The organism is Stenotrophomonas sp. 1337 (assembly GCF_031455455.1).
Lineage (GTDB): Bacteria > Pseudomonadota > Gammaproteobacteria > Xanthomonadales > Xanthomonadaceae > Stenotrophomonas > Stenotrophomonas indicatrix.
The window spans coordinates 128612-152735 of sequence record NZ_JAVDSR010000006.1 but is presented as its reverse complement, the minus strand read 5'-3'; the positions used below and the strand labels follow the sequence as shown (position 1 = coordinate 152735).

19 protein-coding genes are annotated in these 24124 nt (G+C 66.4%); 10 read left to right on the top strand and 9 right to left on the bottom strand.

The annotated features are described in order from the left end of the window. Positions 1-27 precede the first annotated feature (27 nt). The 3 genes from J2X70_RS10825 to potA are packed head-to-tail and all read right to left on the bottom strand — an operon-like array spanning position 28 to position 2932. Positions 28-870: an ABC transporter permease subunit gene (locus J2X70_RS10825; RefSeq protein ID WP_025875316.1), complete on the bottom strand. Its 843-nt coding sequence runs from the start codon at positions 868-870 to the stop codon at positions 28-30. Continuing rightward, on the bottom strand, positions 867-1799 hold the full coding sequence (locus J2X70_RS10820) for an ABC transporter permease subunit (RefSeq protein ID WP_032975682.1): 933 nt from the start codon (positions 1797-1799) through the stop codon (positions 867-869). The genes J2X70_RS10825 and J2X70_RS10820 overlap by 4 nt, the downstream gene beginning before the upstream one ends. Continuing rightward, positions 1796-2932 carry a polyamine ABC transporter ATP-binding protein gene (potA, locus tag J2X70_RS10815; protein WP_025875320.1) on the bottom strand — a complete coding sequence of 379 codons (1137 nt, stop codon included), beginning with the start codon at positions 2930-2932 and terminating at the stop codon, positions 1796-1798. Before potA ends, J2X70_RS10820 begins: the two co-directional genes overlap by 4 nt. Before the next feature lie 275 nt (positions 2933-3207). Between potA and J2X70_RS10810 the strand changes: the two genes are divergently transcribed. Then, positions 3208-4608 (top strand): NAD(P)/FAD-dependent oxidoreductase, encoded by a 1401-nt coding sequence (locus tag J2X70_RS10810; RefSeq protein WP_309910378.1) that lies wholly within the window; start codon positions 3208-3210, stop codon positions 4606-4608. A 56-nt stretch (positions 4609-4664) separates the two neighbouring features. Here J2X70_RS10810 and J2X70_RS10805 read toward each other — a convergent pair whose 3' ends face one another. The 3 genes from J2X70_RS10805 to J2X70_RS10795 all read right to left on the bottom strand — a co-directional run bounded on the left by J2X70_RS10805 (position 4665) and on the right by J2X70_RS10795 (position 8018). Further along, on the bottom strand, positions 4665-5774 hold the full coding sequence (locus J2X70_RS10805) for a polyamine ABC transporter substrate-binding protein (protein ID WP_033830748.1): 1110 nt from the start codon (positions 5772-5774) through the stop codon (positions 4665-4667). A 91-nt stretch (positions 5775-5865) separates the two neighbouring features. Then, positions 5866-7260, bottom strand: a complete 1395-nt coding sequence (locus J2X70_RS10800) for a glutamine synthetase family protein (RefSeq protein ID WP_025875326.1) — start codon at positions 7258-7260, stop codon at positions 5866-5868. Further along, positions 7257-8018: a gamma-glutamyl-gamma-aminobutyrate hydrolase family protein gene (locus tag J2X70_RS10795; protein ID WP_080149307.1), complete on the bottom strand. Its 762-nt coding sequence runs from the start codon at positions 8016-8018 to the stop codon at positions 7257-7259. The genes J2X70_RS10800 and J2X70_RS10795 overlap by 4 nt, the downstream gene beginning before the upstream one ends. A gap of 200 nt (positions 8019-8218) precedes the next feature. Here J2X70_RS10795 and J2X70_RS10790 point away from each other — a divergent pair, with 200 nt between their 5' ends. Then, a complete protein-coding gene (locus tag J2X70_RS10790; RefSeq protein WP_256994051.1) occupies positions 8219-9457 on the top strand; it encodes an FAD-binding oxidoreductase in 1239 nt (412 codons plus the stop codon). A gap of 197 nt (positions 9458-9654) precedes the next feature. Further along, a complete protein-coding gene (locus J2X70_RS10785; RefSeq protein ID WP_309910301.1) occupies positions 9655-11265 on the top strand; it encodes an MASE1 domain-containing protein in 1611 nt (536 codons plus the stop codon). 82 nt (positions 11266-11347) lie between these two features. Here J2X70_RS10785 and J2X70_RS10780 read toward each other — a convergent pair whose 3' ends face one another. Further along, the gene (locus J2X70_RS10780) at positions 11348-11677 is read right to left on the bottom strand and encodes a hypothetical protein (RefSeq protein WP_235189914.1); all 330 of its coding nucleotides are present in this window, start codon (positions 11675-11677) and stop codon (positions 11348-11350) included. Positions 11678-11935: 258 nt separating this feature from the next. On the opposite strand from J2X70_RS10780, the gene J2X70_RS10775 reads away from it, so the two are divergent. Together J2X70_RS10775 and J2X70_RS10770 are read left to right on the top strand one after the other, a co-directional pair. Next, positions 11936-13279, top strand: coding sequence for a diguanylate cyclase (locus J2X70_RS10775; protein WP_059063890.1), 1344 nt, complete (start codon positions 11936-11938; stop codon positions 13277-13279). Between the two features lie 85 nt (positions 13280-13364). Further along, positions 13365-13826, top strand: a complete 462-nt coding sequence (locus J2X70_RS10770; RefSeq protein WP_025875341.1) for a bacteriohemerythrin — start codon at positions 13365-13367, stop codon at positions 13824-13826. On the opposite strand, the gene J2X70_RS10765 is transcribed toward J2X70_RS10770, so the two are convergent. Beyond that, on the bottom strand, positions 13827-15107 hold the full coding sequence (locus J2X70_RS10765; RefSeq protein WP_025875343.1) for an MFS transporter: 1281 nt from the start codon (positions 15105-15107) through the stop codon (positions 13827-13829). It abuts the gene before it with no gap. 147 nt (positions 15108-15254) lie between these two features. Between J2X70_RS10765 and J2X70_RS10760 the strand changes: the two genes are divergently transcribed. Beyond that, the gene (locus J2X70_RS10760) at positions 15255-15908 is read left to right on the top strand and encodes a hypothetical protein (protein ID WP_241655239.1); all 654 of its coding nucleotides are present in this window, start codon (positions 15255-15257) and stop codon (positions 15906-15908) included. Positions 15909-15914: 6 nt separating this feature from the next. Here the strand turns inward: J2X70_RS10760 and J2X70_RS10755 are convergent, their stop codons facing one another. After that, positions 15915-17411 (bottom strand): aldehyde dehydrogenase, encoded by a 1497-nt coding sequence (locus J2X70_RS10755; RefSeq protein WP_309910298.1) that lies wholly within the window; start codon positions 17409-17411, stop codon positions 15915-15917. A 202-nt stretch (positions 17412-17613) separates the two neighbouring features. Here J2X70_RS10755 and J2X70_RS10750 point away from each other — a divergent pair, with 202 nt between their 5' ends. The 4 genes from J2X70_RS10750 to J2X70_RS10735 all read left to right on the top strand — a co-directional run bounded on the left by J2X70_RS10750 (position 17614) and on the right by J2X70_RS10735 (position 24030). Next, positions 17614-18966: an aspartate aminotransferase family protein gene (locus tag J2X70_RS10750; RefSeq protein WP_059063656.1), complete on the top strand. Its 1353-nt coding sequence runs from the start codon at positions 17614-17616 to the stop codon at positions 18964-18966. Between the two features lie 63 nt (positions 18967-19029). After that, positions 19030-19914, top strand: coding sequence for a hypothetical protein (locus tag J2X70_RS10745; protein WP_025875352.1), 885 nt, complete (start codon positions 19030-19032; stop codon positions 19912-19914). A 119-nt stretch (positions 19915-20033) separates the two neighbouring features. Continuing rightward, on the top strand, positions 20034-21320 hold the full coding sequence (locus tag J2X70_RS10740; RefSeq protein ID WP_025875354.1) for a DUF445 family protein: 1287 nt from the start codon (positions 20034-20036) through the stop codon (positions 21318-21320). Between the two features lie 484 nt (positions 21321-21804). Then, a complete protein-coding gene (locus J2X70_RS10735) occupies positions 21805-24030 on the top strand; it encodes a TonB-dependent siderophore receptor (protein WP_059063639.1) in 2226 nt (741 codons plus the stop codon). Positions 24031-24124 lie beyond the last annotated feature (94 nt).

Here is a 24124-nt window from a genome sequence, read left to right as displayed (position 1 = left end):
GGCCGCCGTGAGCCGGATGTTGCCGGCTCAGCCGTTGTCCTGGCGGGCCAGCTGCAGGTCGCGCTGGCGTCGCTTCTCCGCACGCGCATTGATGTACCAGCCGATCACCGCAGCGATGGACACTGCCGACACCAGCAGCGTGGCGAGCGCATTGATCTTCGGGCTGATGCCCATGCGTACCGAGGCGAACACCTTCATCGGCAGCGTGGTCGAGCCCGGCGTGGCAACGAAGCTGGCCACCACCACGTCATCCAGCGACAGGGTGAACGCCAGCAGCCAACCGGCCACCAGCGCCGGGGCGATGATCGGCAGGGTGATGCGGGTGAACACGGTCAGCCGGCTCGCGCCGAGATCCATCGCCGCTTCTTCCAGCGACAGGTCCATCTCCTGCAGGCGCGAGGACACCACCACGGTGACGAAGCACAGGGTGAAGGTGACGTGGGCGATCCAGATGGTGGCCAGGCCGCGCGCCGGGAAGCCCGGTATCGCGCCCATCGAGGCCAGCAGCGCCATCAGCGAGAAGCCGAGGATCACGTCCGGCATCACCAGCGGCGCGGTCACCAGCGCACCGAAGAACGGCTTGCCGCGGAAACGCTTGAAGCGGGTCATCACCATCGCCGCCAGCGTGCCGAGCACGGTGGCGGTACAGGCGGTCCAGAACGCGACCACCAGGCTGGTCCACATCGCATCCATCAGTGCGCGGTCGGCAAACAGGTCGCTGTAGGCACGGGTGGAGAACCCGGCCCAGACCATGGCCAACCGCGAGCTGTTGAACGAATAGAACATCAACAGCAGGATCGGCAGGTACAGGAAAGCGAAGCCGAGCAGCAGCACGCCCAGGCCCAGGCCCTTGGCAGAACGCGGGCTCATGCCTGCTTCCCTTCCAGCAACCGCTGCTGGGATCGGTTGAACAGCAGGATCGGCACCAGCAGCAACAGGATCATCGCCGCCGCCATTGCCGAGGCACCGGGCCAGTTGCGGTTGTTGAAGAACTCGTTCCACAGCTGGCGACCGACCATCAGGGTTTCCGAGCCACCCAGCATTTCCGGGATCACGAATTCGCCGATCGCCGGGATCATCACCAGCATGCAGCCAGCGATGATGCCCGCCTTCGACAGCGGCAGGGTGATGCGCAGGAATGCCTGCCACGGCTTGGCGCCGAGGTCGTAGGCTGCTTCCAGCAGTCGGTGGTCATGCTTGACCAGGTTGGCGTACAGCGGCAGCACCATGAACGGCAGATAGCAGTACACGATGCCGATGTAGGCCGCGGTCGGGGTGTCGATCAGCTGCAGTTTCGGCAGGCCCATCGAGGTCATCAGCGACTGCAGGCCGGTGTACTGCAGGAACTGGTCGAGCAGGCCGTTGCGGTCCAGGATCGCTTTCCATGCATAGACGCGGATCAGGAACGAGGTCCACGACGGCAGCACCACCAGCATCATCGCCACGTTGCGCGCGGCCGGCGACAGGCGGGCGATGGCATAGGCCATCGGATAGCCGATCAGCAGGGTGAGGAAGGTCGAGATGGCGGCGATCTTGATCGAGCTCAGGAACGCCTGCGCATAGATCGAATCACGGAACAGCGCCAGGTAGTTCTCGAGGTTGAGCTTGAGCGAGAGCCCGCCATCGACGTACTGCAGCAGCCAGGTGTACGGGGGCGAGCCGACCCGGCTGTGCGAGAAACTGATCATCAGCACGATCAGGAACGGCACGGCGAAGAACAGCAGCAGCCACAGGTACGGAATGCCGATCACCGTGGCACGCAGCCCCGGCAGCCAGCGCTTCAGGCCGGCGGCGCTCATGAGGTCAGCACCACGCCGTCGTTGTCGCGCCAGTGCACCCACACCTCGTCACCCCAGGTCAGGCCATCGCTGGCCCAGCGCTGCGAGTTGGCGAAGTTGGCCAGTACCTTGGCGCCGCTGGGCAGGCGCACGTGGTAGACCGAATGGCTGCCGAAGTAGGCAATGTCCTCGATCACGCCCTGCGCCTTGTTGGTGTGCCCTTCCGGCTCGTCCTTGCCGATCATCACCTTCTCCGGGCGCAGCGCGAACGCGACCGGCTGCCCTTCATAGCAGGTGATGCCGTGGGCGATGTAGACCGGCGCCGGGAACAGCGGCGAACGCACGGTCACGTATTCGGGCAGGTCCTCGTCGATCACCCCGTCGAACAGGTTGACCGAGCCGATGAACTCGGCAACGAAGCGGTTGGCCGGCTGCTCGTAGACCTCGTCGGGCTTGCCGACCTGCTGGATCCAGCCGGCGTCCATCACCGCGATGCGGGTGGCCATGGTCATCGCCTCTTCCTGGTCGTGGGTGACCATCACGCAGGTCACGCCCGACGACTCAATGATGCTGACCAGCTCCAGCTGCATCTGCGAGCGCAGCTTCTTGTCCAGCGCGCCCATCGGTTCGTCCAGCAGCAGCAGCTTGGGCCCCTTGGCCAGCGACCGCGCCAGCGCCACGCGCTGCTGCTGGCCGCCGGACAGCTGGTGCGGCTTGCGCTTGCCAAGATGGCCCATCTGCACCAGGTCGAGCATCTCGCCCACGCGCTTGGCGATGGTCTCGCGGCCGAGTCCGTCCTGCTTCAGGCCGAAGGCGATGTTCTGCTCCACGGTCATGTGCGGGAACAGCGCATAGGACTGGAACATCATGTTGACCGGCCGCTGGTACGGCGGCAGCGCGTCCATCCGCTGGCCATCGACGGTGATGCTGCCCTTGGTGGGTGTCTCGAAGCCGCCCAGGCAGCGCAGCAGGGTCGATTTGCCGCTGCCGGAGCCACCGAGCAGCGCGAATATCTCGCCCTTGCGGACGTCCAGGTTGACGTCATCGACGGCGACGAAGCCATCGAATTCCTTGCGCAGATCACGAATGGAGAGATAGCCGGGCACACCGGTCGCTTCGACGACGGCGGCTTCCGGCTGGGCTTCAACGGGCATGGGGGCTCCGGGAGCGGGCGGTGGACAGCGGCCGCCATTCTACCGGCCGGGGGCCGATGGGGATATGACGACGGCGGGCGGGAAGGCGCCGCTGGCCGTCCTGGAGTACCGGACCGGTGTCGGGTTTGGCCCGCAAATGGCGCACTCCAGGCGCAACACGCGCCCCCCTGCGTGGCCGTTGCCTGGTGTTTCCGCCTTGGCCTGCGGGTGCCGCGCCGAATCTGCAACGTTTTTCAGAACCGGGAGCCTTGATCGCCCGCCACTACCCCGTCGCAATCCCCAGGATCGAGGCCGACCATGGACGAACACGCGTGACATCCGCAGACACTTCTGTCTTCGCCCCACCCGCCCCCCAGCCCTCGTCAGCTGATCGGCTGGAGGTGGCCATCATCGGCGCCGGCCAGGCCGGGCTGTCACTCAGCGCGGTCCTGCAGGAGGCCGGCGTCGCGCATCGCGTACTGGAGGCGGAAACCGTGGGCGCCAGCTGGCGGCGGCGCTGGGATTCCTTCCAGACCAACACCGCCAACGCGACGATGGCCCTGCATGGCCACGCCTATGCGGGCGACGACCCGGAGGGCTTCATGGCCGCACCGGAAGTGATCCAGCGGCTCCGCGACTACGCCAGCGAAAGGTCACTGCCGATCCACGAAGGCTGCGCGGTCCTGCGTGTCACGCCCAAGGCGGGCGGCTACGCCATCGAATCCAGCCGCGGGCCGATCCAGGCCGCTGCGGTGGTGGTGGCCACCGGTGAATACGGCCGTCCCCGGATGCCCCGCGTTCCCTTTGCGCCCGGGCCGGCGCTGGCGGTACAGCACTCCAGCAACTACCGCAATTCCCGGCAGCTTCCCGACGGCGCTGTGCTGGTCATCGGCGGCGGCCAGTCCGGCGCGCAGATCGCCCAGGATCTCCGCGCCAGCGGCCGCAACGTGTATTGGTCGCTGGCCGAGCGCCATTCGCATACGCGCCGGCTGCGCGGCAAGGATTCGATGACCTGGTGGGACATGGCCGGACGCATCCACCAGCATGTGAGTGAATCGGCCGGGGTACTCGCCGGGGAGCCGGACGCGCTGCGCAAGGCCCGGACCGCAGAGTTCCCGCTGATTTCCGGCAAGGGACGCGCAGGCCTGGGCAGCTCGATCAGCCTGCTGTCGATGCACCGCGAGGGCATCACGCTGCTGGGCCGCCTGCAGGGCTTGGACGCGGACATCGCCCGCTTCGCCGATGTCCGCCCACAGCTGCGCACGGCGGTCGAGGCGACGCGGGCCGAGTACGCCTATCTCGATTCACTGGCAAGCGGGTACTACGACACGCGGCCCGAACCGCGCACTGATGATGCCCGCTACATTCCCGAAGAGGTGTACCTGCACTGGGAGCCGGACGCCTCGCCGCGCGCACTGGATCTGAACGCTGCCGGCATACGCTCGGTTGTCCTCGCCACGGGCTTCGTCGCCGAATGGCCGTGGCTGGATGTGGATGGCGTGCTGGACGAACACGGTTATCCGCTCGGCGAGTTCGGAGTCTCCCCGCAGCCCGGGCTGTTCTTCATCGGCATGCACAACCTGCAGCGGATGAGCTCATCATTCCTGTGCAACGGCGGTCGCGATGCGCGCGACCTGTTGCCCGCCATCCTGCGGCACCTTGGCCGGGCCGGTGGTGCAGCTTCCGGGAAGGGCTGAGGCCATCCGCCGGGCATGGCCCGGCGCTACCACTTTCTTCCAGCGGGCAGGACCGCTTACCTGCCGGTCTTCACCTCGGTCCACAGCCGGGTGTAGAGCTTGTCGGTCTCCGGCGTGTTGATCGAATAGGTGAACATCTTCGCGGCCACGTCGGCCGGGGGGTAGATGGTCGGGTCGGTGCGGATCGCCTCGTCCACCAGCGGGGTCGCGGTCGGCACCGGGTTGCCGTAGTGGATGAAGTTGGTGTTGGCCGCGGCCACCTTCGGTTCCAGCAGGTAGTTGATGAACGCGTAGGCCGCTTCCGGATGCTTGGCATCCTTCGGGATGGCGAGCATGTCGAACCACTGCGGCGCGCCTTCCTTCGGGATCGAATAGGCCACGTGCACGCCATTGCTGGCCTCGGCCGCACGGTCGCGGGCCTGGATGATGTCACCCGACCAGCCCACCACCAGGCAGGTGCCGCCGTTGGCCAGCGAGCCCACGTACTGCGAGGAGTGGAAATTCTGCACGTACGGGCGGATCGACTTCAGCAGGTCTGCCGCCTTCTGCAGGTCGGCCGGATCGCCGCTGTGCGGGTCCAGGCCCAGGTAGTGCAGCGCGATCGGAATCATGTCCGCCGGCGTGTCCAGGATGGTCACGCCGCAGTCCTTCATCTTGCTGATGTTTTCCGGCTTGAACACCAGGTCCCAGCTGTTGGCGATGTCGGCGCTGCCACCGAAACGCTCCTTCAGCATGTCCACGTTGTAGCCGATGCCGGTGGTGCCGATCATGTACGGCACACCGTACTGGTTGCCCGGATCCTGGGTGGCGATGCGCTTCATCACCGCCGGGTCGAGGTTGGCCAGGTTCGGGATCTTCGACTTGTCCAGCGGCAGGAACACGCCGGCCTGGATCTGCCGGCCGAAGAAGTTCAGCGTCGGCACCACCACGTCGTAGCCGCTGTTGCCGGCCAGCAGCTTGGTCTCGACCATCTCGTCACTGTCGAACACATCGTAGGTGACCTTGATCCCGCTCTGCTTCTCGAAGTTGGGGATGGTGTCTTCGGCGATGTAGTCGCTGTAGTTGTAGACGTTCAGGACCTGGCTGTCCTGTCCGCCGCCGTTGCCGCCGCCACAGGCGGAAAGCATGGCGGAGGCCAGGCCGAGCGTGAGGATACGCAGCTTCATCGGGTGCTCCAGAATGCAGAAAGGGGGGCCGGCCGGGCCGGCGACGGGTGCCAGCCTACCCCCCGGCGAGGGATTTTTCTATTCGCGGCCTTCACACGTTCAGCAGCAGGAACTCGCGCTCCCACGAACTGATCACGCGGAAGAAGGTCTCGTATTCCTTTCGCTTGACCGAGGTGTAGGCGCGGCAGAAGCGCTCACCGAGCAGGGCCTGCAGCTCGCTGCACTGCTCCAGCCCGTCCAGCGCTTCACCCAGCGAACGCGGCAGGTCGTAGCCCAGTTCCTTGGCGCTGCCGGTCACCGGCGCATCCGGCGCCAGGCGCTCACGGATGCCGAGCAGCCCGCAGGCCAGGGTCGCGGCCATCGCCAGGTAAGGGTTGGCATCGGAGCCGGCAAAGCGGCTTTCCACCCGCATGTTCTCCGGCGTATCCAGCGGCACCCGCAGGCCGCAGGTGCGGTTGTCGAAGCCCCAGTGCACGTTGCTAGGCGAGACCTCACCGAACACCAGGCGCCGGTAGGAATTCACGTTCGGCGCGAAGAACGCCATGGCCATCGGCACATATTTCTGCAGGCCGGCCAGGTAATGGGCGAACAGCGGACTGAAATCCTCACCACCGTGCTCGCCGGTGAACACGTTCTGGCCATCGCTGATGCGCAGCAGGCTCTGGTGGATGTGCATCGCACTGCCCGGTTCGTTCTCCATCGGCTTGGCCAGGAAGGTGGCATACACCCCATGGCGCATCGCCGATTCGCGCATGGTGCGCTTGAACAGGAACACCTGGTCGGCCAGATCCATCGCATTGGCGTGGGTGAAGTTGACCTCCAGCTGCGCCGCGCCGGATTCGTGGATCAGCGTATCCACGTCCAGCTTCATCGCGTCGCAGTAGTCGTACATCAGGTCGAGGATCGGATCGAACTCGTTGACCGCGTCGATCGAGTACGACTGCCTTGCCGTTTCCGGGCGGCCGGAGCGGCCCGCCGGTGGCAGCAGCGGAAAATCCGGATCGGTGTTCTTCTGCACCAGGAAGAATTCCAGCTCGGGCGCGACCACTGGCCGCAGGCCGAGCTCGGTATACGCATCCAGCACCCGGCGCAGCACGTTGCGCGGCGCCAGCTCATGCGGCTCGCCGTTCTTGGTGTAGCAGTCATGGATGACCTGCGCGGTCGGGTCGGTCGCCCACGGCACCATGCGCACGGTGTCCGGGTCGGGGCGCAGGATCATGTCCGAGTCCGACGGCGAGGTCAGGTCGTAGTAATCGTCCGGAAATTCGCCGGTGACGGTGGTCGCGAAGATGCCTTCGGGCAGGCGCGTGCCGTAATCGTGCGAGAACTTGTCGGCCGGGATGATCTTGCCGCGCGCATTGCCGGTGATGTCCGGAACCAGGCATTCGACCTCGGTGATGCGCCGCTCCTTCAGCCAGCGCAGCAGGCTGCTTTCCTGCGGGGGCGGGGGCGTGGCCGTCTTGCGCGGGCGCGTTCGGGAACTCATGGGGATTCCAGTCGATTCTGTTGGTGCTGCCGGCAAGCTTGGCCGAACGCACGGAAAATAGCGTGATAGAACGGCGTCTGCATGACACGCCACTCCGGGTGCCACTGTACGCCGAGCACGAATCGATGGCGCGGGCTGCGTGCTGCTTCGACCAGGCCATCATCGGCCCAGGCCTCGATCTGCAGGCCTTCGGCAACCTGTGCGATGCCCTGCCCGTGCACGGAATTGACCTGCACCCGATCGGCGGCACTCCACTGCGCCAGCCACCCCCCATCGGCCAGGGTGATCGCGTGGGCCGGCCCATACTGCACCTCCACCGGCGCCTGTGGGTCTTCGCGATGGTCTGCCAGGCCAGGCACTGCATGTACCTGCGGATGCAGCGTGCCACCGAGCGCCACATTCAACTCCTGGAATCCGCGGCAGATCGCCAGCACGGGAAGATCCATCGCCAGCGCCTCGCGCAGCAGCGCGAACGCAGTGGCGTCGCGCGCCGGGTCATGCCGGTTGCCGTTCCAGGTGCGGCCCCCTTCGTAATGCTGCGGCTCGATGTTGCTGACCGCGCCGGTCAGCAGCAGGCCATCCAGGCCCTGCAGCCAATCGCGCGCCGGCAGCGGCGGCTGCACACTCGGCAGCACCAGCGGTGTTGCCTGCGCAGCGTCAACCAACGCACGCACATATTTTTCCCCGGCCACCGCGAAACGATGATGGCCGAGCACGGTGCTGTCGGTGGGCAGGCCCACCCAGGGCAGGCGGCGCATGGGGAAACTCCTTGGCGTGGCATCAAGGTACGCGCCCGGCATCGGCATCGGCAAGCCGCTGCCCTCACACCACGGGCGCCCGGCTTGGGCCAAACTATCGGCGTGAAGCCCGACCGTCCTCCCCCGCTCCGACGCCCTTTCCCGCTTCTGCGAGGCCGCCGGTGAGCGCCTCCTTCCCGCCCAGCTGGTACGCCAGCAGCCTGCCCGAACCGCCCGCATTGCCGCCGTTGCGCGGTGAACTGCATGCCGATGTGGCGATACTGGGCGCCGGCTATACCGGCCTCACCGCCGCACTGGAACTGGCCCTGCGCGGCCAGCGGGTGGTGGTGCTAGAAGCGCAGCGGATCGGCTGGGGAGCCTCGGGCCGCAATGGTGGCCAGGCGCTGGTCGGCTACGGCTGCGAAGTGGACGAGCTGGAACGCCAGCTCGGCCACGAGGATGCGCGCCGCCTGTTCGACTGGTCGCGCGAGGCGGTACAGGCGATGCGTGCGCGCATCGACCGGCATGGCATCGAGTGCCATTGGGTGGAGGGCCACGCCAGCGTTGCCATCCGCGCACGCCACGAGCGCGACCTGCGCGCCAACTGCGAACACCTGCAGCGACATTACGATTACCCGATGCAGTGGTGGGAGCGCGATACCCTGCGTGGGCAACTGGACAGTCCGCGCTACCGCGCGGCGATGTTCGACCCGCTCAGCGCCCACCTGCATCCGCTGGCCTACGCCCGCGGGCTGGCCGATGCCGCGCGCGCAGCCGGGGTGGTCATCCACGAACAATCGCCGGTGACGCGCATTCAACGCGGCGCACATGCGGTGCTGCATACCGACCACGGCAGCGTGCGCGCGCCGCAGCTGGTGGTGGCCGGCAACGCCCTGCTGCAGGGGCTGGTGCCTGAGCTCGAGCGGCGCATCATGCCGGTCGGTACGTATATCGGCGCCAGCGCACCGCTGGGGGCCGAGCGCGCCCGTGCCCTGATCGGCAACAACATGGCGGTCTCCGATACGGCCTGGGCGCTGGACTATTTCCGGCTCAGCCATGACCACCGCCTGCTGTTCGGTGGCCGCGCCAGCTATTCTGCGCTGCCGCCGCCGGGCCTGCACCGGGTGATGCAGCGGCGCATGCACGAGGTGTTCCCGCAACTGGCCGACATCCCGCTGCAGCAGGTCTGGGGCGGTTATGTGGACATCACCCGCAACCGTGCCCCGCACTGGGGCCGGCTGGATGGGAATGTGTACTTCGCGCAGGGCTTCTCCGGCCACGGCGTGGCAGCGGCCGGGCTGGCCGGTGAAGTGATCGCCGAAGCCATCGTTGGCCAGAGCGAGCGGCTGGACGTGTTCAAACGGCTGCAGCATGCGCCCTTCCCCGGCGGACGCCTGCTGCGCATGCCGCTGCTGGTGGCGGCCATGTCCTGGTACAAGCTGCGGGATGCGTTGTGGTGAGCTGATCAGGAAGCGAGCTGAATCTACCGCCCGCCGAAAACTGTGAAACTCGTCGCCGCCGGTATTCCTGTGATGACTTTCTCACTTGCGGGCCGAGCGCTGAGGCGATTGCATAATCGAACGCGTGTCGATACCGTCGCTAAGAACCGGGTCCCGCGGCGAATGGATGCTGACAGGGAACGTACTGTGAAGGGGTAGTGCGATTGAACTGGTGGAATGAAGGCCTGCAGCTGAAGTTGCGTATCCGCCCGGCGGGGCTGGTCCTTGCGCTGCTGTACGCCATTGCATGCTGGGCGTCGCGCCAGTTGTCGCTCGACCAGTTCTATCTGCCGGCCGGCGTCCGCGTCGCTGCAGTGCTGTTGTTCCCCCCGCGTTGGTGGCCATACCTGCTGCTGGGCGAATACGCCTACTTTGCGCAGATGCGCGTGCCAATGATCGAGAAGTATGGGCTGGCCTGGATCGTACTTGGTTCGGCACTGCTGATGCCTGCCGTGATGCTGATCGTGCATCTCCACCGGAAGATGATGGTGACCACGAAGAATGCGTGGCTGATTTCAGTCGCGGCGGCTTCGGCGCTGTTGGTCACCGCGCTCAATCTGATGCTGGCACACCTTCTCTGGCCGACACCACCCGAGATGCCGGTGATTGCCAGCATCGCACGCTTGGTGGTTGGCGACTTCATCGGCATTCTGACCCTTGCGCCGCTCGCGTTGCTGTGGACACGACGGACCAGCAACGCCCGGTGGACGTCAGGCTTTGCCCCGCCTGCACTCGCCGCCCTGACGATGATGGCGATGATTGGTCTGTATGCCGCACAGCTGCCCTTGGACGAAGTCAATGCCAAGACGTCGATGCAGCTGCTGATGGCGCTGCCGGTCGTCGTGCTTACCTGCCTGTACGGCTGGCGAGGTGCGGCGATCGGAGTGCCCTCGCTCAACCTGATCATCGGCCTCACCACGCCCAGTCCCTACACGGGAGCATTCGATCCAGCCGCCTTCGCGACCCAGCAGATAATGGCGGTCACCGGCGCTGCACTGTTGGTGCTGGGGTCGCGCATTACCCACTACTACCACCGTTCGCGATTGGGCGAAGTGGGTGAAAGGGATGCGCTCAAGCATGCGCGAAATTCACTGGTGGCAAGCGAGCTAGATCTCCGCGAGCGCGCGCGGCACCTGAGGAAACTGGGGGACGGTATCGACACCTCGCTCAGCGAGGTGGTGAACTGGCTCAATGCTCAGGGCCATCCCACTATAGCGAACAGCCTTCTGCACATGGCTTCGGTCCATTCGCGACAGTTCAGGGAACAGACCAGCATGGTCTATCCGGCCGCGTTGGAACATCTCGGGCTCTATGTCGCCCTCCAGGCCGGCGGCGTACGTGAAAGCTGGGACCTGAGCCATCGGGTGATGCGCCCTCGCCTGCTCGGCGATCCCTGCCAGCTCAGCGTCGGCCTGCAGCTAGCCGCCTATCGCGCACTCACCGATGCTGTTTCGCTGTTGATCAACAGTGAATCAGGCCAGATCCGCATCCGCGTACGTTGCGGCCAGACAGGCGGACGCCGCGGCATCCTGATGACGGTCGCACTACTGGATTCATACCGCAACCTGTCACCGTCCACCGTTACCGCCACGGTCGAGCGCTTGGCTGGCCGGACGATTGCGTATGGCGGGACAGTGCAGTGCCATCGGAACCGGATACGGATGGCGATGGTGGAAACGGATGATTCCGCCGCCCTCGGCATGGCATCGTTCAACGCGATGGATCACGTAACGGCCTTCGGGCAGGGAAACTCGCAGACCCAGACCTGACGCCCGGGGTCTGCTCGGCCGCGTCCATCGTGGCAATCGCAGCGGCGCGGAGACCCCGACGCCGCTGCGCTCCTCACTGTCTTTACGGTGTTTCGACCGACCAGATAACGTCGCTGCCGCTGCGGTAACGCACCAGCGAGAAATCACTGGCGCTGTAGATCTGCGAGCGGGTGGCACCTGCCGGTATCTGGATCTGCTGCTGGGGCAGCGAAACCCGCGCCGCGTTGTTGCCTGCCGGCAGCACCCAGTATGTGCCTCCAGCATTGCCGATGATCAACTGCACGTTTCCGAGCAGGTCATTCACCTGTAGATAGGTGATCCCATCGCGCTGGAATCCAAACAGCTGCCAGCTGGGGTCTTGACTGAGATTGATCGCGGCAGGACTTGCCTGACCCAGTCCAGCAGTTGCCAACGGCTTTCCATGGAAGTCCGACGGACCGCCCGCGAATGCCGGGGCAGCGGCGAGAATCAAAAATGCAGTGGTCGCACCAAAACATGAAAATCGCACAGTGACCTCCAGGTCGAAGTTAACGTCAGGAACCTCCAGCAGATACTAACCGCTTCCCCTCCAATCAATGTGCCAGGCAGCGGGTACGGACGTTTTTGTCCTAAAGTTGCACCTGAAACCGCCGCTATCGGTGCCGAGCCCTCCCACGTGAGCCACCGCATCATGCCCGTCCTGCCGCAGGCCGCTGTCGATGGCGACCTGGCCGATCCGCTGCCGCAGCGCATCCTGCTCGTGGAAAATTCCCGTGCCTTCACCGGCATGCTGCGCGAAGCCATCGAACAGCGCCTGGAGCTGCCGGTGGTGGTGGCCAGCTCGCTGGCCGAAGCTGATCGCCTGCTCAGTGAAGAAGGCGGCTGGTTCCTGGTGCTGACCGGGCTGGTGCTGGCCGATGGCGACCGCGACGCGGTGGTCGAGTTCTTCCTCAAGCGCAACCTGCCGACCGTGGTGGTCAGCGGCGTGTACGACGAGGACCTGCGCAAGCGCGTGCTGCAGCAGCAGATCATCGATTACGTGCTGAAGAACACTCCGGGCAGCATCGACTATCTGGTCTGGCTGGTGCAGCGCCTGGAACGCAACCGGCGCATCGCCGCGCTGGTGGTGGACGACTCGCCGTCCGCACGCGGCTATGCCGCCGCCCTGCTGCGCATGTACGGTCATGAGGTGTACGAGGCGGCCGATGGCAGCGAAGGCCTGGCGGCGATCGAGGCGCACCCGGCGATCCGCCTGGCCGTTGTCGACCAGGAGATGCCGGGCATGCAGGGCGTGGAGTTCACCCGCCGCCTGCGCACCCTGCGCTCGCGCGACAAGGTGGCGGTGATCGGCATTTCCGGCAATACCGATGCGTCGCTCATTCCGCGCTTCCTGAAGAACGGCGCCAATGACTTCCTGCGCAAACCCTTCTCGCGTGAAGAGTTCTTCTGCCGTGTCTCGCAGAATGTGGACCAGCTGGAACTGATCGGCACGCTGCAGGACCTCGCCACCCGCGATTTCCTCACCGGACTGCCCAACCGCCGCTGCTTCCTGGAACAGAGCCAGCGCCAGCTGCCGCAACTGCAGCTGCATGGCCAGTGCGTGGCGGTGGCGATGATCGACATCGACCATTTCAAGCACATCAACGACACCCACGGCCACGAAGCGGGTGACGATGCGCTGCGCGCGGTCGCCCGTGCTGTCGGCGACCACGCGCGAAGCCAGGACCTGATCGCGCGCTTCGGCGGCGAGGAATTCTGCCTGCTGGTGCCGGACATGGAACAGGACGAAGCCCTGCTCTATTTCGAGGAGCTGCGCCAGCGCATCGCCGCGCTGGAAGTGGACATCGGCAGTGCCACGCTGCGCATGACGGTCAGCATCGGCCTGTGCTGCCTGCGGCCGCAGCGTGATGCGCTGCACCGGCTGATTTCCGAGGCCGATCGCCAGCTGTACCTGGCCAAGGCCGGAGGCCGCAACCGGGTCAGCTGCACCACGGTGGCCAGCCCGCTGCGCCCGCGCGAGGCTGCGCTGTCCTGACTGGCATGCCTTGATCCAGATCAACGCCGCCCATGGGCGGCGCCTCTACAGTCGGCCCCGACATCAGCATGAAGGGGAGCCGGGGATGGCACTACTGGTCTGGCAGGACGATCTGAACATCGGCATCGATGTGATCGATCAGCAACACCGCCGCATCATCGAAATGCTCAACCACCTGCACGTGGCGCAGACCAGCCTGCAGCGGGCAGCGGTGGGCGAAGTGATCGACGAGGTGGTGGACTACACCATGTCGCACTTCGCATTCGAAGAAGAGCTGATGGAGGAGGCAGGCTACCCGTTCTGTGCCGCGCACAAGCGTGTGCATGAGGTCTTCATCAAGCGGGTATCGGAATACCGCATGCGCTTCCAGGCCGGTGAGGACATCAGTGACGAGTTGCGCACCATGCTCTCGCGCTGGCTGTTCAACCACATCCGCGGCGACGACCAGGCCTATGCCGAACAGGTCAAGCAGCACCTGAACCAGTTTGCCCGCGAGCACCAGAGCGGCGGCTGGCTGGGCCGCACGCTCAAGCGCTTCTTCGGCTGATCAGCGCTGGCGGCGTTGCAGGGCGAGCAGCGCGCACAGGGTGATCACTGCGGTCAGGCACAGGTAGTAGCCGACCGCGACCAGCCCATAACGCTCGGCCAGCCAGGTCGCCAGGTACGGCGCCGGGGCTGCGCCCAGAATGCCGGCGAGGTTGAACGACAGCGAGGCACCGGTGTAGCGCACTTCCACCGGATAGATTTCGGCCAGGAACGTGCCGCACGGGCCGTAGGTCAGCCCCATCAGGAACAGGCCCAGGCACAGGAACGTCAGTACCAGCCACGGGCTGCCGGCCTGGAACAACGGCGCGAACAGCACACCGAAGCCGATGATCAGCAGGCTGGCGATGGCCATCGTGCGGCGCGTTCCCCAGCGATCACCGTAGCGTGCCGACAGCGGGATGCCGGCGGCGAAGAACAGCATCGCCACCATCTGCATCAGCAGGAACTGCTCGCGGCTGTAGCCGAGCACGGCGGTGCCATGGCCGAGGCTGAACACCGTCATCAGGTAGAACAGCACGAAGGTGGCGAACGCACCCAGCGTGCCCAGCAGCATCGGCAGCGGATGGTCGCGCAGCACCGTCCACATCGGCAGGCGTACCGGCGCCTTGCGCTCCAGCGCGCGCTTGAAATCCGGTGTCTCGTGGATGTTCAGCCGCACCCACAGGCCAAGGCCGACCAGCAGCGCGCTGGCAACGAACGGAATGCGCCAGCCCCATTGCAGGAAATCGTCCTGGCCCAGAAAGCGACCGAGCAGCAGAAAGATGCCGGCTGACAGCAGGAAGCCGATCGGCGCACCCAGCTGCGGGAACATGCCGTACCAGGCGCGCTTGCCCGGCGGCGCATTCTCGGTGGCCAGCAGCACCGCCCCACCCCATTCGCCGCCCAGGCCCAGGCCCTGGCCGAAGCGGCACAGCGCCAGCAGTGCCGGCGCCCACAGGCCGATCTGCGCATGGGTGGGCAGCAGGCCGATGGCGACCGTGGACAGGCCCATGGTCAGCAGCGCGGCCACCAGGGTGGCCTTGCGGCCGATACGGTCCCCGAAGTGACCAAACACCGCCGAGCCCACCGGGCGTGCGATGAACGCCACCGCGAAGGTGGCCAGGGACTGCAGCAAGGCGGCCTGGTCGCTGCTTTCCGGGAAGAACAGGTGCGGGAACACCAGCACTGCGGCGGTGGCGTAGATGTAGAAGTCGAAGAACTCGATGGTGGTGCCGATCAGGCTGGCCAGCAGGACACGGCGGGGAGAATTCACGGGTGGCGCGGCAGCGGTGATCGTCGACATCGGCAAGGCGGGTAACGGCGGATCGACCGATTCTGCCACGCTTGGCCGCCCCGCCGGGGCAATGGTTTCAGGCGACACCGACGCCAACGAATTCTTTCCGGGGGGCCGCTACGCTGCACCACCGGTCCCTGCATGGATGCTTCACCGATGGGTTCTGCCGCCCCGCAGTCATGCTCCGATTCCCCGCTGCTGCCTCGCCTGGCTGCATGGCTGGCGGTGCTGCTGGTGCATCTGCTGATGCTGTGGTGGCTGTTGCATGCGGGGCGCATCGCCTTGATCGCACACGACAATTCGCGGATCAGCCTGCGTTGGCTGCCGCCGGAAGCGCCGCCGATGAGCCCTCAGGTTGTCGATGCATCACGGCCGTCGGCTGCGCCGCACCAGGTTCGGCACGCCCCCGCGCTTCCTACTGCGCAGGCCGAGCAGCGCTCAGCGCATGTCGATCGGCAACGCAGCGCGGCTGCGCGCAACCAACCACTGAATCTGAGGCTGCCGGCTGGCAGCATCGATGGTGGCGATGGCATCACTGCCGAGGGTGTGACCGCAAAGCTGATCGGCCGCCGTGAGGTGCATGCGGCGTTCGCGCCCCGTCGCCCACCTTTCCGGATCCACCGGCAAATGACGCCCGAGCAGATCCTGCAGGGTGTTGCCCAGATGCTCGGCACCTGGCCACCGGGCTACATGGTTGACCCGTGCACGCTGGGCCAGCAGGACATGCACTACTTCCAGAACGCAGTGGAGGAAGTGGACCGGCAGTTGCTGCGCGAGGCGGTGCTGCAGGTCAGTGCAAGCTGCCGGTAGCGCGGTCTACAGCTGGATCCAGGTGGCCTTGATCTCGCTGTACTTGTCGAAGGCGTGCAGCGACTTGTCGCGGCCGTTGCCGGACTGCTTGTAGCCACCGAACGGTGCCGTCATGTCACCGCCGTCCCAGCCGTTCACCCACACGCTGCCCGCGCGCAGTTGGCGGGCTACGCGATGGGCGCGTCCAAGATCCCGCGTCCACAGGCCGGCGGCCAGTCCATAGCGACTGTCGTTGGCCAAGCGCACAGCCTCGGCTTCGTCATCGAAGCCGAGCACGGCCAGCACCGGGCCGAACACTTCCTCGCGGGCCAATGCCTGTTCCGGGCGTACCTGGTCGAACACCGTCGGCTGCACATAGCAACCGCCCGCCTCCACTTCGGCCCTCTGGCCGCCCAGCAGCAGGCGCGCGCCATCGGCTTCGGCCCGGGCGATATCGGCCAGTACCTTGTCCACGTGCGCGGCATCGACCAGCGCGCCCATCGGTGCATCGGCCTCCAGCGGATGGCGGGGCTGCATGCGTTGGCCGTAGGCGATCACCTGGTGCACGAAGTCATCGCGGATCGAACGCTGCACCAGCAACCGCGAACCGGCGGTGCAGACTTCGCCCTGGTTGAAGAAGATGCCCTGCGCCACGCCCTCGGCGGCCGCATCCAGGTCCGGTGCGTCGGCGAACACCACGTGCGGGCTCTTGCCACCGCATTCCAGCCAGACCCGCTTGAGGTTGGAACGCCCCGCGTATTCGAGCAGCCTGGCGCCGGTAGCGGTGGAGCCGGTGAAGGCCAGCACGTCCACGTCCATGTGCAGGGCCAGTGGCTCACCCACGCGTGAGCCGTGTCCGGGCAACACGTTGAGCACGCCGTCCGGCAATCCCGCTTCGGCCGCCAGCGCGGCCAGCCGCAACGCACTCAGTGGCGAGCGCTCGGAGGGTTTCAGCACTACTGAATTTCCCATCGCCAATGCCGGCGCGATCTTCCAGCACGCCATCAGCAGCGGAAAATTCCACGGCACGATGGCCGCCACCACGCCTGCGGCCTCGCGCGTGACCAGGCCCAGCTCGTGCGGACCGGTGGGGGCGATTTCACCGTACAGCTTGTCCACCGCTTCAGCGGTCCAGGTCAGGCAGCGCACCACGCCGGGAAGATCGATGCGACGCGCATCGCGGATCGGCTTGCCCATGTCCAGCGTTTCCAGCAGGGCCAGCTCATCGGCGTGCGTCTCCACCAGCGCGGCCAGCGCCAGCAGCACGCGCTTGCGATGGGCTGGGCTGGCCTGCGACCAGTGGCCTGCGTCGAACGTGCGGCGCGCCGAGGCCACTGCACGCTCGACGTCCTGCGCATCACAGTCGGCCACCGCACCCAGTACGCGCCCGTCGATCGGGCTGATGCAATCAAAGCGCGCGCCGCTGGCGGCATCCACGTAGCGGCCATCGATGAACGCTTGCGCAGGAATCGCCACGCGGCTGCGCAGGGCCTGCCAGTGGCTGCGGTCGGGGAAGTCGGCCATGGGTCGCTCCAGCAATCAACGTTCCTTGTTTATACCGGCGCGGCCGCGACCCCACCGTGATCGACCGCGCTGCGCGCTCGCCGGGCATGGCCCGGCGCTACCACAAGGTCGAGGCCCGAACGGTAGCGCCGGGCCATGCCTGCCGACAGAACCGTGACGCGGCTGCGCTAGAGTCGCACCCATCGGACCCGACGGAGCCGGCATGAAAACCCCTGCAAGCGACCTGCACGACCTGGCCACCCAGCGCCCCGATTCACTGGACGCGTACTGGATGCCGTTCACTGCCAACCGCCAGTACAAGGGCGCGCCGCGCATGCTGGTACGTGCCGAGGGCATGCACTACGAGGACGTCGATGGGCGCGCCATCCTCGATGGCACCGCTGGCCTGTGGTGTTGCAATGCAGGGCACGCGCGCCGACGCATCGTCGACGCGATCGCCGAGCAGGCCGCCACCCTCGATTACTCGCCGGCCTTCCAGATGGGTTCGCCGCCGGCCTTCGCCCTGGCGCAGCGATTGGCGGCACTGGCCCCGGCCGGGCTGAACCACGTGTTCTTCACCAGCTCGGGTTCGGAGGCGGTGGATTCGGCGATGAAGATCGTGCTGGCCCACCACCGCCTGCGCGGCGAGGGACAGCGCACGCGTTTCATCAGCCGTGAGAAGGCCTACCACGGGGTCGGCTTCGGCGGCATGGCACTGGGCGGGCTGCCCAACAACCGCCGCCAGTTCGGCCTGCAGCTCGGCGGCGTGGACTACCTGCGGCATACCCTGGACCTGTCACGCAATGCGTTCAGCAAGGGCCTGCCACGCCAGGGCGCCGAGCTGGCCGACGATCTGGAACGGCTGATAGCCCTGCACGATCCGTCCACCATTGCCGCGGTGTTCGTTGAACCCATCGCCGGCTCGGCCGGGGTGATCCTGCCGGCGCCGGGCTATCTGCAACGACTGCGCGAGATCTGCGACCAGCACGGCATCCTGCTGGTGTTCGATGAGGTCATCACCGGCTTCGGCCGGGTTGGCATGGCGTTCGCCGCGCAGCGTTTCGGGGTCACCCCGGACCTGTTGACCTTCGCCAAGGGCGCCAGCAACGGCGCGGTGCCGCTGGGAGGCGTGCTGGTCGGCGACAGCGTGCATGCCAGCTTCATGCAGGGTCCGCCACAGGCCATCGAGCTGTTCCATGGCTATACCTATTCGGGCCACCCCTTGGCCTGCGCGGCGGCGTTGGCCACGCTGGACATCTACGCCGAGGAACGGTTGTTCGAGCGCGCGATCGAGCTGGGCGAATACTGGCAGGAGCGCCTGCACGCCCTGCAGGGGTTGCCGAACGTGATCGACATCCGCAACTTCGGCCTGGTCGGTGCGGTGGAGCTGGCACCGCGCAAGGATGCCCCCGGCAGCCGTGGCTACGAGGTGTTCCGCCGCTGCTTCCACGACGGGCGCCTGCTGGTGCGCTGCACCGGCGACATCATCGCGCTGTCACCGCCGCTGATCGTGGACAAGGCACAGATCGACCAGATCACCGGCACCTTGGGCGAGATGATCCGGGCCACCGCCTGAGGCGAGGGCGGTGCTGGCGAGCAGGTACAATGGGCGGTTCCGCTCCTGCCTGTTGCCGTGCCCATGAACATCGTCGTCAAAGAAGAACTCAAGGCCTACATCGACCCGCTCACCGCCGACGAACACGAGGCGCTGGAGCGCAGCATCCTCGCCGAAGGCTGCCGCGATGCGCTGGTACTGTGGGGCGACGTACTGGTGGATGGACACAACCGCTTCGGCATCTGCCAGAAGCATGGACTGCCGTTCAACACCGTGCAGAACACCCGCTTCCAGAGCATGGAAGACGTGCACCTGTGGATGATCGAGCAGCACCTGGGCCGGCGCAGCGTTTCCGATTTCCAGCGCGGCGTGCTGGCCTTGCGCAAGCGCGACATCCTGTCCGCGCGCAAGCAGGTCGAACAGGCGCAGCTGCAGCGCGAAAGCGACGGCACCGCCGAGCCCGCCGACGAGGCCGGCGAAGACAGCCCACCGTGGGAACCGGCGCCGAAGATCAGCCGCGCCGAACTGGCCCGCGAAGCCAAGCTGAGCACCAGCCAGGTGGGCATGATCGAGCGCATCCACGCCCAGGCTGCGGCCGAGGTGGTGGAAGCGGTGAAGGCCGGCATGATCTCGATCAGCGCCGCCGCCGCCGTGGCCGACCTGCCGGAAGAAGAGCAGCGCGCGGCGGCTGCCGGTGGCAAGGATGAACTGAAGCAGGCTGCAAAGCGCGTGCGTGAGTCCAAGCGCAAGCCGCGTGCGCCGAAGCCTGAACCGGAGTCGGCGGAAATGGACTTCGAAGAGGCCAACGAGGATGAGATCGCCAGCCGCGATGCCGAGGTGCTGGCCGCGCTGGAGCAGCTTGGCGAGGATGCCCCGGCGCTGCGCCGCCGCGTGGTTGCCCTGACCCGCGAGAACGACACCCTGCGCGCACAGCTGGCCCATCTGCGCAGGCAGCTGGAAACGCTCTGAGCATCCCCCGGTAGTGCCGGCCGCTGGCCGGCAGCTGCAAGGTGCTTCCAACGTCCATGGGTTGCCGGCCAGCGGCCGGCACTACCGGGTACTCACCGGCCTGCGGGTAGACTTCGGGCATGACGTCTGCCATCGATCCGCGCCGCGCCCAGCTGCGGCGCCTGAAAACCCTCGCCCTTGGCCTGCTGCTGCTGATGCTGGCCGGTTTCGCGGTCAGCCACTGGCAGGGCGAGCGTGGCATCTGGGCCTGGGTCTCGGCCTTCTGCGAGGCCGCCGCGGTTGGCGCGCTCGCCGATTGGTTCGCGGTGGTTGCCCTGTTCCGGCGGCCGATGGGCCTGCCGATTCCGCATACGGCGATCATTCCGCGTAGCAAGGAACGCATCGGCGACAGCCTGGCCCTGTTCGTGCGTGACCAGTTCCTGGAACCGACGGTGCTGTTGGCCAAGCTGCAGGTATTCGATCCAGCCAGCCGCCTCGGCAGCTGGCTGGCCGATCCCGCGCGTTCACGGATGCTGGCCGACATGGCCCGTGGCTGGGCGCTGCAGGCGCTGGACTTCTTCGATGAAGCTGCGGTGCGGCGGCAGCTGCACAGCTTCGTGGTGCAGCAGCTGCGGCAGTGGAACGCCGCAGCCACCGCCGGCGAACTGCTGGGCCTGCTGACCGCCGATGGCCGCCACCAGCGCGTGCTGGACGAAGGCCTGCAACGGCTGGGGCGTTGGCTGGAGCAGCCGGAAGTGAAGGAGCGCGCCTCGCAGCTGATCGTGCGCTACATCCAGCGCGAATGGCCGACGCTGTCGAGCACGGTGAACTGGGTCAAGCCGATCGATGAGATCGGCGACAGCCTTGCCGAACGCCTGGCGCGCGCGGTGCTTGAGGAGCTGCAACAGGTGCTGGCCGAGCCGCAGCACCCGCTGCGCCAGGACTACGAACAATGGCTGGGCAACTACGTGCAGCGCCTGCGCGAAGACCCGGCACTGGCCGAGCGCATCGAGCAGCTCAAGCAGGAAATGATCGACCACCCTGCCCTGCAGGACTACGTGCAGGGCCTGTGGTCGCGCATCCATGCCAGCCTGCGCGGCGATCTGCAGCGCGAGGATTCGGCACTGGTCGGTCATCTGCAGCGCAGCCTGGCCTCGCTGGGTGACAGCCTGCAATCGGACCCGGCGTTGCGCGAGGCATTGAACCAGCACCTGCTGGAAGGCGCGCAGCGGCTCACCGGGCGCCTGCGCGAGGGCGTCACCACCCATATCGCGCAGACGGTGAAGAGCTGGGACGAACGTCATCTGGTCGAGCAGCTGGAACTGAGCGTGGGCCGAGACCTGCAGTTCATCCGCTTCAACGGCACCCTGGTGGGTGGGCTGATCGGGCTGCTGCTGCATGCGGCTACGGTGCTGTTCCGGTTCTGAGGGGTTCCCGGCCGGGCTGCGCCCGGCACCCGCAGAGGCGGGAGCCAGAGCAACAGCCACAGCTGGTTTCCTGCGGGATGGCGGGGCGCTGTGGGTTTGCGGGGCCGCCGTGTACCCATCCCTGGGGGCTTGGTCGCCGCATCCATGCGGCTCACACCCCGCAAACCCACAGCGCCCCGCCTTCGACCGTTCCCTCGATCTGCCTGGATCCACATGTTCGGGGACGAATGGGGCTGTCACACTTGCTTAACGAAATGCGAATGCCTATCATTTACTGATCGGTTGTACGCTTAGCCAAGCGGGGCACGGAAGCACGCGCCCACCCGCCCCTTCGCCCGTGTACATCCCCCGACCACTGGGTCGCCTGCCAGCCGCAGGTGGCGCGCCGTCGATGGGAATCACGCTGGGTGACGTGCGCGGAGCGCATGGCTGCCATGGGTGCGTTTGCCATCGCCTGTTTTTTGTCCTGCATGGAATCGCACCGATGGCTTCTCCCCTGAATACTCCCCGCCCAACCCTGCTGGCCCTGGCCCTGACCGCTGTGATGATCGCTCCGCTGGCCCACGCCGATGCACCGCTCGCTGCCGATGCGCGCACGCTGGACACGGTGAAGGTGACCGCTGACGGCGAGATCGCAAACGGCTACACGGTGAAGAACACCCGCAGCGCGACCAAGCTGGATCTGTCGCTGCGCGAGACGCCGCAGTCGGTCACCGTCATCACCCGGCAACGGCTGGATGACATGGGGCTGTTCTCGTTGTCCGACGTGATGGGCCAGGTCACCGGCGTCAGCGTGTCGGTCACCGACAGCGAGCGCATCAGCTATGTTTCGCGTGGCTACACGATCGAGAACTTCCAGATCGACGGGATGCTCAACACCTTCGGTGGGTCGATCAAGACCAACACCGACAACGTCATCTACGAACGCATCGAAGTGATCCGCGGCGCCACCGGCCTGACCACGGGTGCCGGTGATCCGTCCGGCACCATCAGCATGGTGCGCAAGCGCCCCACCGACACCTTCCAGATGAGCAGCAACCTGACCGTGGGGCGCTGGGGCAACCAGCGCCTGGAAGCCGACCTGGGCGGTCCCGTGGCGTGGGACGGGCGCATCCGCGCACGCGTGGTCGCGGCCAAGCAGCAGAGCGATTCGTTCCGCGATGTCTACAAGCTCGACAAGGACGTGTTCTACGGCATCGTCCAGGCCGACCTGACCGACAGCACCCTGTTCGAACTGGGCTATGAATACCAGTCACCGCACACCACGGGCGTGACCTGGGGCGTGGTGCCTTACTGGGGTGCTGACGGCAACCCGGCCAACCTGCCGCGCTCGACCAATCTGTCGGCGTCGTGGAGCGAATGGCCGATCATTGAAAAGACCACCTTCGCCCGCCTCGAACAGCAGCTGGGCAGCGGCTGGTCGCTGAAGGGCAACGTCAGCCATGCCGTGCGTGATACCGATGGCAGCGTCTGGTACGGCGCAGCCGGCTACCCGCGCGCGGACGGCACCGGCGTCACCGCCTACGTCTCGCACTTCAACGAACACAGCACGATGGACGTGTTCGACGTCAACGTCGGCGGCCCGTTCCAGCTGTTCGGCCGCGAGCATGAACTGGTGTTCGGGCTGGGCCAGTCCGTGCGCAAGGGCGAATCCGAAGCGACCAGCTTCGACACCAGCGCACCGGGCTACATGCAGGTTCCCGACTGGCGCAACTGGACCGGCAAGGTGCCGGTCCTGCCGGTAACACGCTACGGCCGTCTTTCCTCGGAAAACGAGCTGCGCCAGCGCGCCGCCTACATCGCCGCGCGCCTGCGCCTGGCCGACCCGCTGCTGGCCGTGGTCGGCGCCCGCTATGGCAGCTGGGAAACCCGCCAGTGGGGCTACGGCTACGACACCAACGGCAACCGCAACCGCACCACCCGCACCGGCTACAAGCCCGACGACACGCTGACCCCGTATGCCGGCCTGGTCTACGACTTCAATTCGATGTTCAGCGGTTATGTCAGCTACACCGACATCTTCAAGCCGCAGAACTACCGCGACCGCAACGGCAACTACCTTGAGCCGGTGGTCGGCGACATGTACGAGGCGGGCGTCAAGGCTGAATTCTTCGGTGGCCTGCTGAACGCCTCGGCCGCCGTGTTTGAAGGCAAGCAGGACAACGTGGCCGAGATCGATGATTCGGTGCCGCTGAACTCGCTGCCCGATGGCGGCCAGGCCTATCGCTCGACCGGCAAGGGCAACAAGGTGAAGGGTTGGGAACTGGAAACCCAGGGCAGCATCGGCGAGCAGTGGAACATCTCGGCTGGTTTCGCCCGTACCCGGATCCGCAACGCCGCGGGTGTGCTGCAACGGACCACCACCCCGCAGGAAACCTTCCGCCTCAACACCAGCTGGCGGCCGGGCGGCATCGAAGGCCGCTTCTGGCTGGGCGGTGGCGTGACCTGGCAGAGCCGCATCTGGAACAACAGCACCAAGCCGACGGCCGACTACCTGACCACCGGCCGCACCGAAAGTGCGCGCATCACCCAGGACGCGTTCTACCTGCTGAACCTGGCCGGTGGCTACCGCTTCAACGAGAACTTCAGCGCCCAGCTCAACATCAGCAACCTGCTGGACAAGAAGTACTACAACAACGTCGGCTTCTACCAGGGCGTGTACTGGGGCGAACCCCGCAACGTCAGCGTGACGCTGCGCTGGAAACTCTGATGACCTGATGGATGGTGCCGGTTCTGCGACCGGCATCCGGCCACGGATGGCCAACCCCGGCGCGCTTCGGTGCGCCAGCCTTCTCTTCATTCAA

Excerpts from the sequence above, each read along its gene's own strand:
- J2X70_RS10825 (WP_025875316.1), bottom strand. The coding sequence starts at position 870 with ATGAGCCCGCGTTCTGCCAAGGGCCTGGGCCTGGGCGTGCTGCTGCTC.
- J2X70_RS10820 (WP_032975682.1), bottom strand. The coding sequence starts at position 1,799 with ATGAGCGCCGCCGGCCTGAAGCGCTGGCTGCCGGGGCTGCGTGCCACG.
- potA (WP_025875320.1), bottom strand. The coding sequence starts at position 2,932 with ATGCCCGTTGAAGCCCAGCCGGAAGCCGCCGTCGTCGAAGCGACCGGT.
- J2X70_RS10805 (WP_033830748.1), bottom strand. The coding sequence starts at position 5,774 with ATGAAGCTGCGTATCCTCACGCTCGGCCTGGCCTCCGCCATGCTTTCC.
- J2X70_RS10800 (WP_025875326.1), bottom strand. The coding sequence starts at position 7,260 with ATGAGTTCCCGAACGCGCCCGCGCAAGACGGCCACGCCCCCGCCCCCG.
- J2X70_RS10795 (WP_080149307.1), bottom strand. The coding sequence starts at position 8,018 with ATGCGCCGCCTGCCCTGGGTGGGCCTGCCCACCGACAGCACCGTGCTC.
- J2X70_RS10775 (WP_059063890.1), top strand. The coding sequence starts at position 11,936 with ATGCCCGTCCTGCCGCAGGCCGCTGTCGATGGCGACCTGGCCGATCCG.
- J2X70_RS10770 (WP_025875341.1), top strand. The coding sequence starts at position 13,365 with ATGGCACTACTGGTCTGGCAGGACGATCTGAACATCGGCATCGATGTG.
- J2X70_RS10765 (WP_025875343.1), bottom strand. The coding sequence starts at position 15,107 with ATGTCGACGATCACCGCTGCCGCGCCACCCGTGAATTCTCCCCGCCGT.
- J2X70_RS10760 (WP_241655239.1), top strand. The coding sequence starts at position 15,255 with ATGGGTTCTGCCGCCCCGCAGTCATGCTCCGATTCCCCGCTGCTGCCT.
- J2X70_RS10755 (WP_309910298.1), bottom strand. The coding sequence starts at position 17,411 with ATGGCCGACTTCCCCGACCGCAGCCACTGGCAGGCCCTGCGCAGCCGC.
- J2X70_RS10750 (WP_059063656.1), top strand. The coding sequence starts at position 17,614 with ATGAAAACCCCTGCAAGCGACCTGCACGACCTGGCCACCCAGCGCCCC.
- J2X70_RS10745 (WP_025875352.1), top strand. The coding sequence starts at position 19,030 with ATGAACATCGTCGTCAAAGAAGAACTCAAGGCCTACATCGACCCGCTC.
- J2X70_RS10740 (WP_025875354.1), top strand. The coding sequence starts at position 20,034 with ATGACGTCTGCCATCGATCCGCGCCGCGCCCAGCTGCGGCGCCTGAAA.
- J2X70_RS10735 (WP_059063639.1), top strand. The coding sequence starts at position 21,805 with ATGGCTTCTCCCCTGAATACTCCCCGCCCAACCCTGCTGGCCCTGGCC.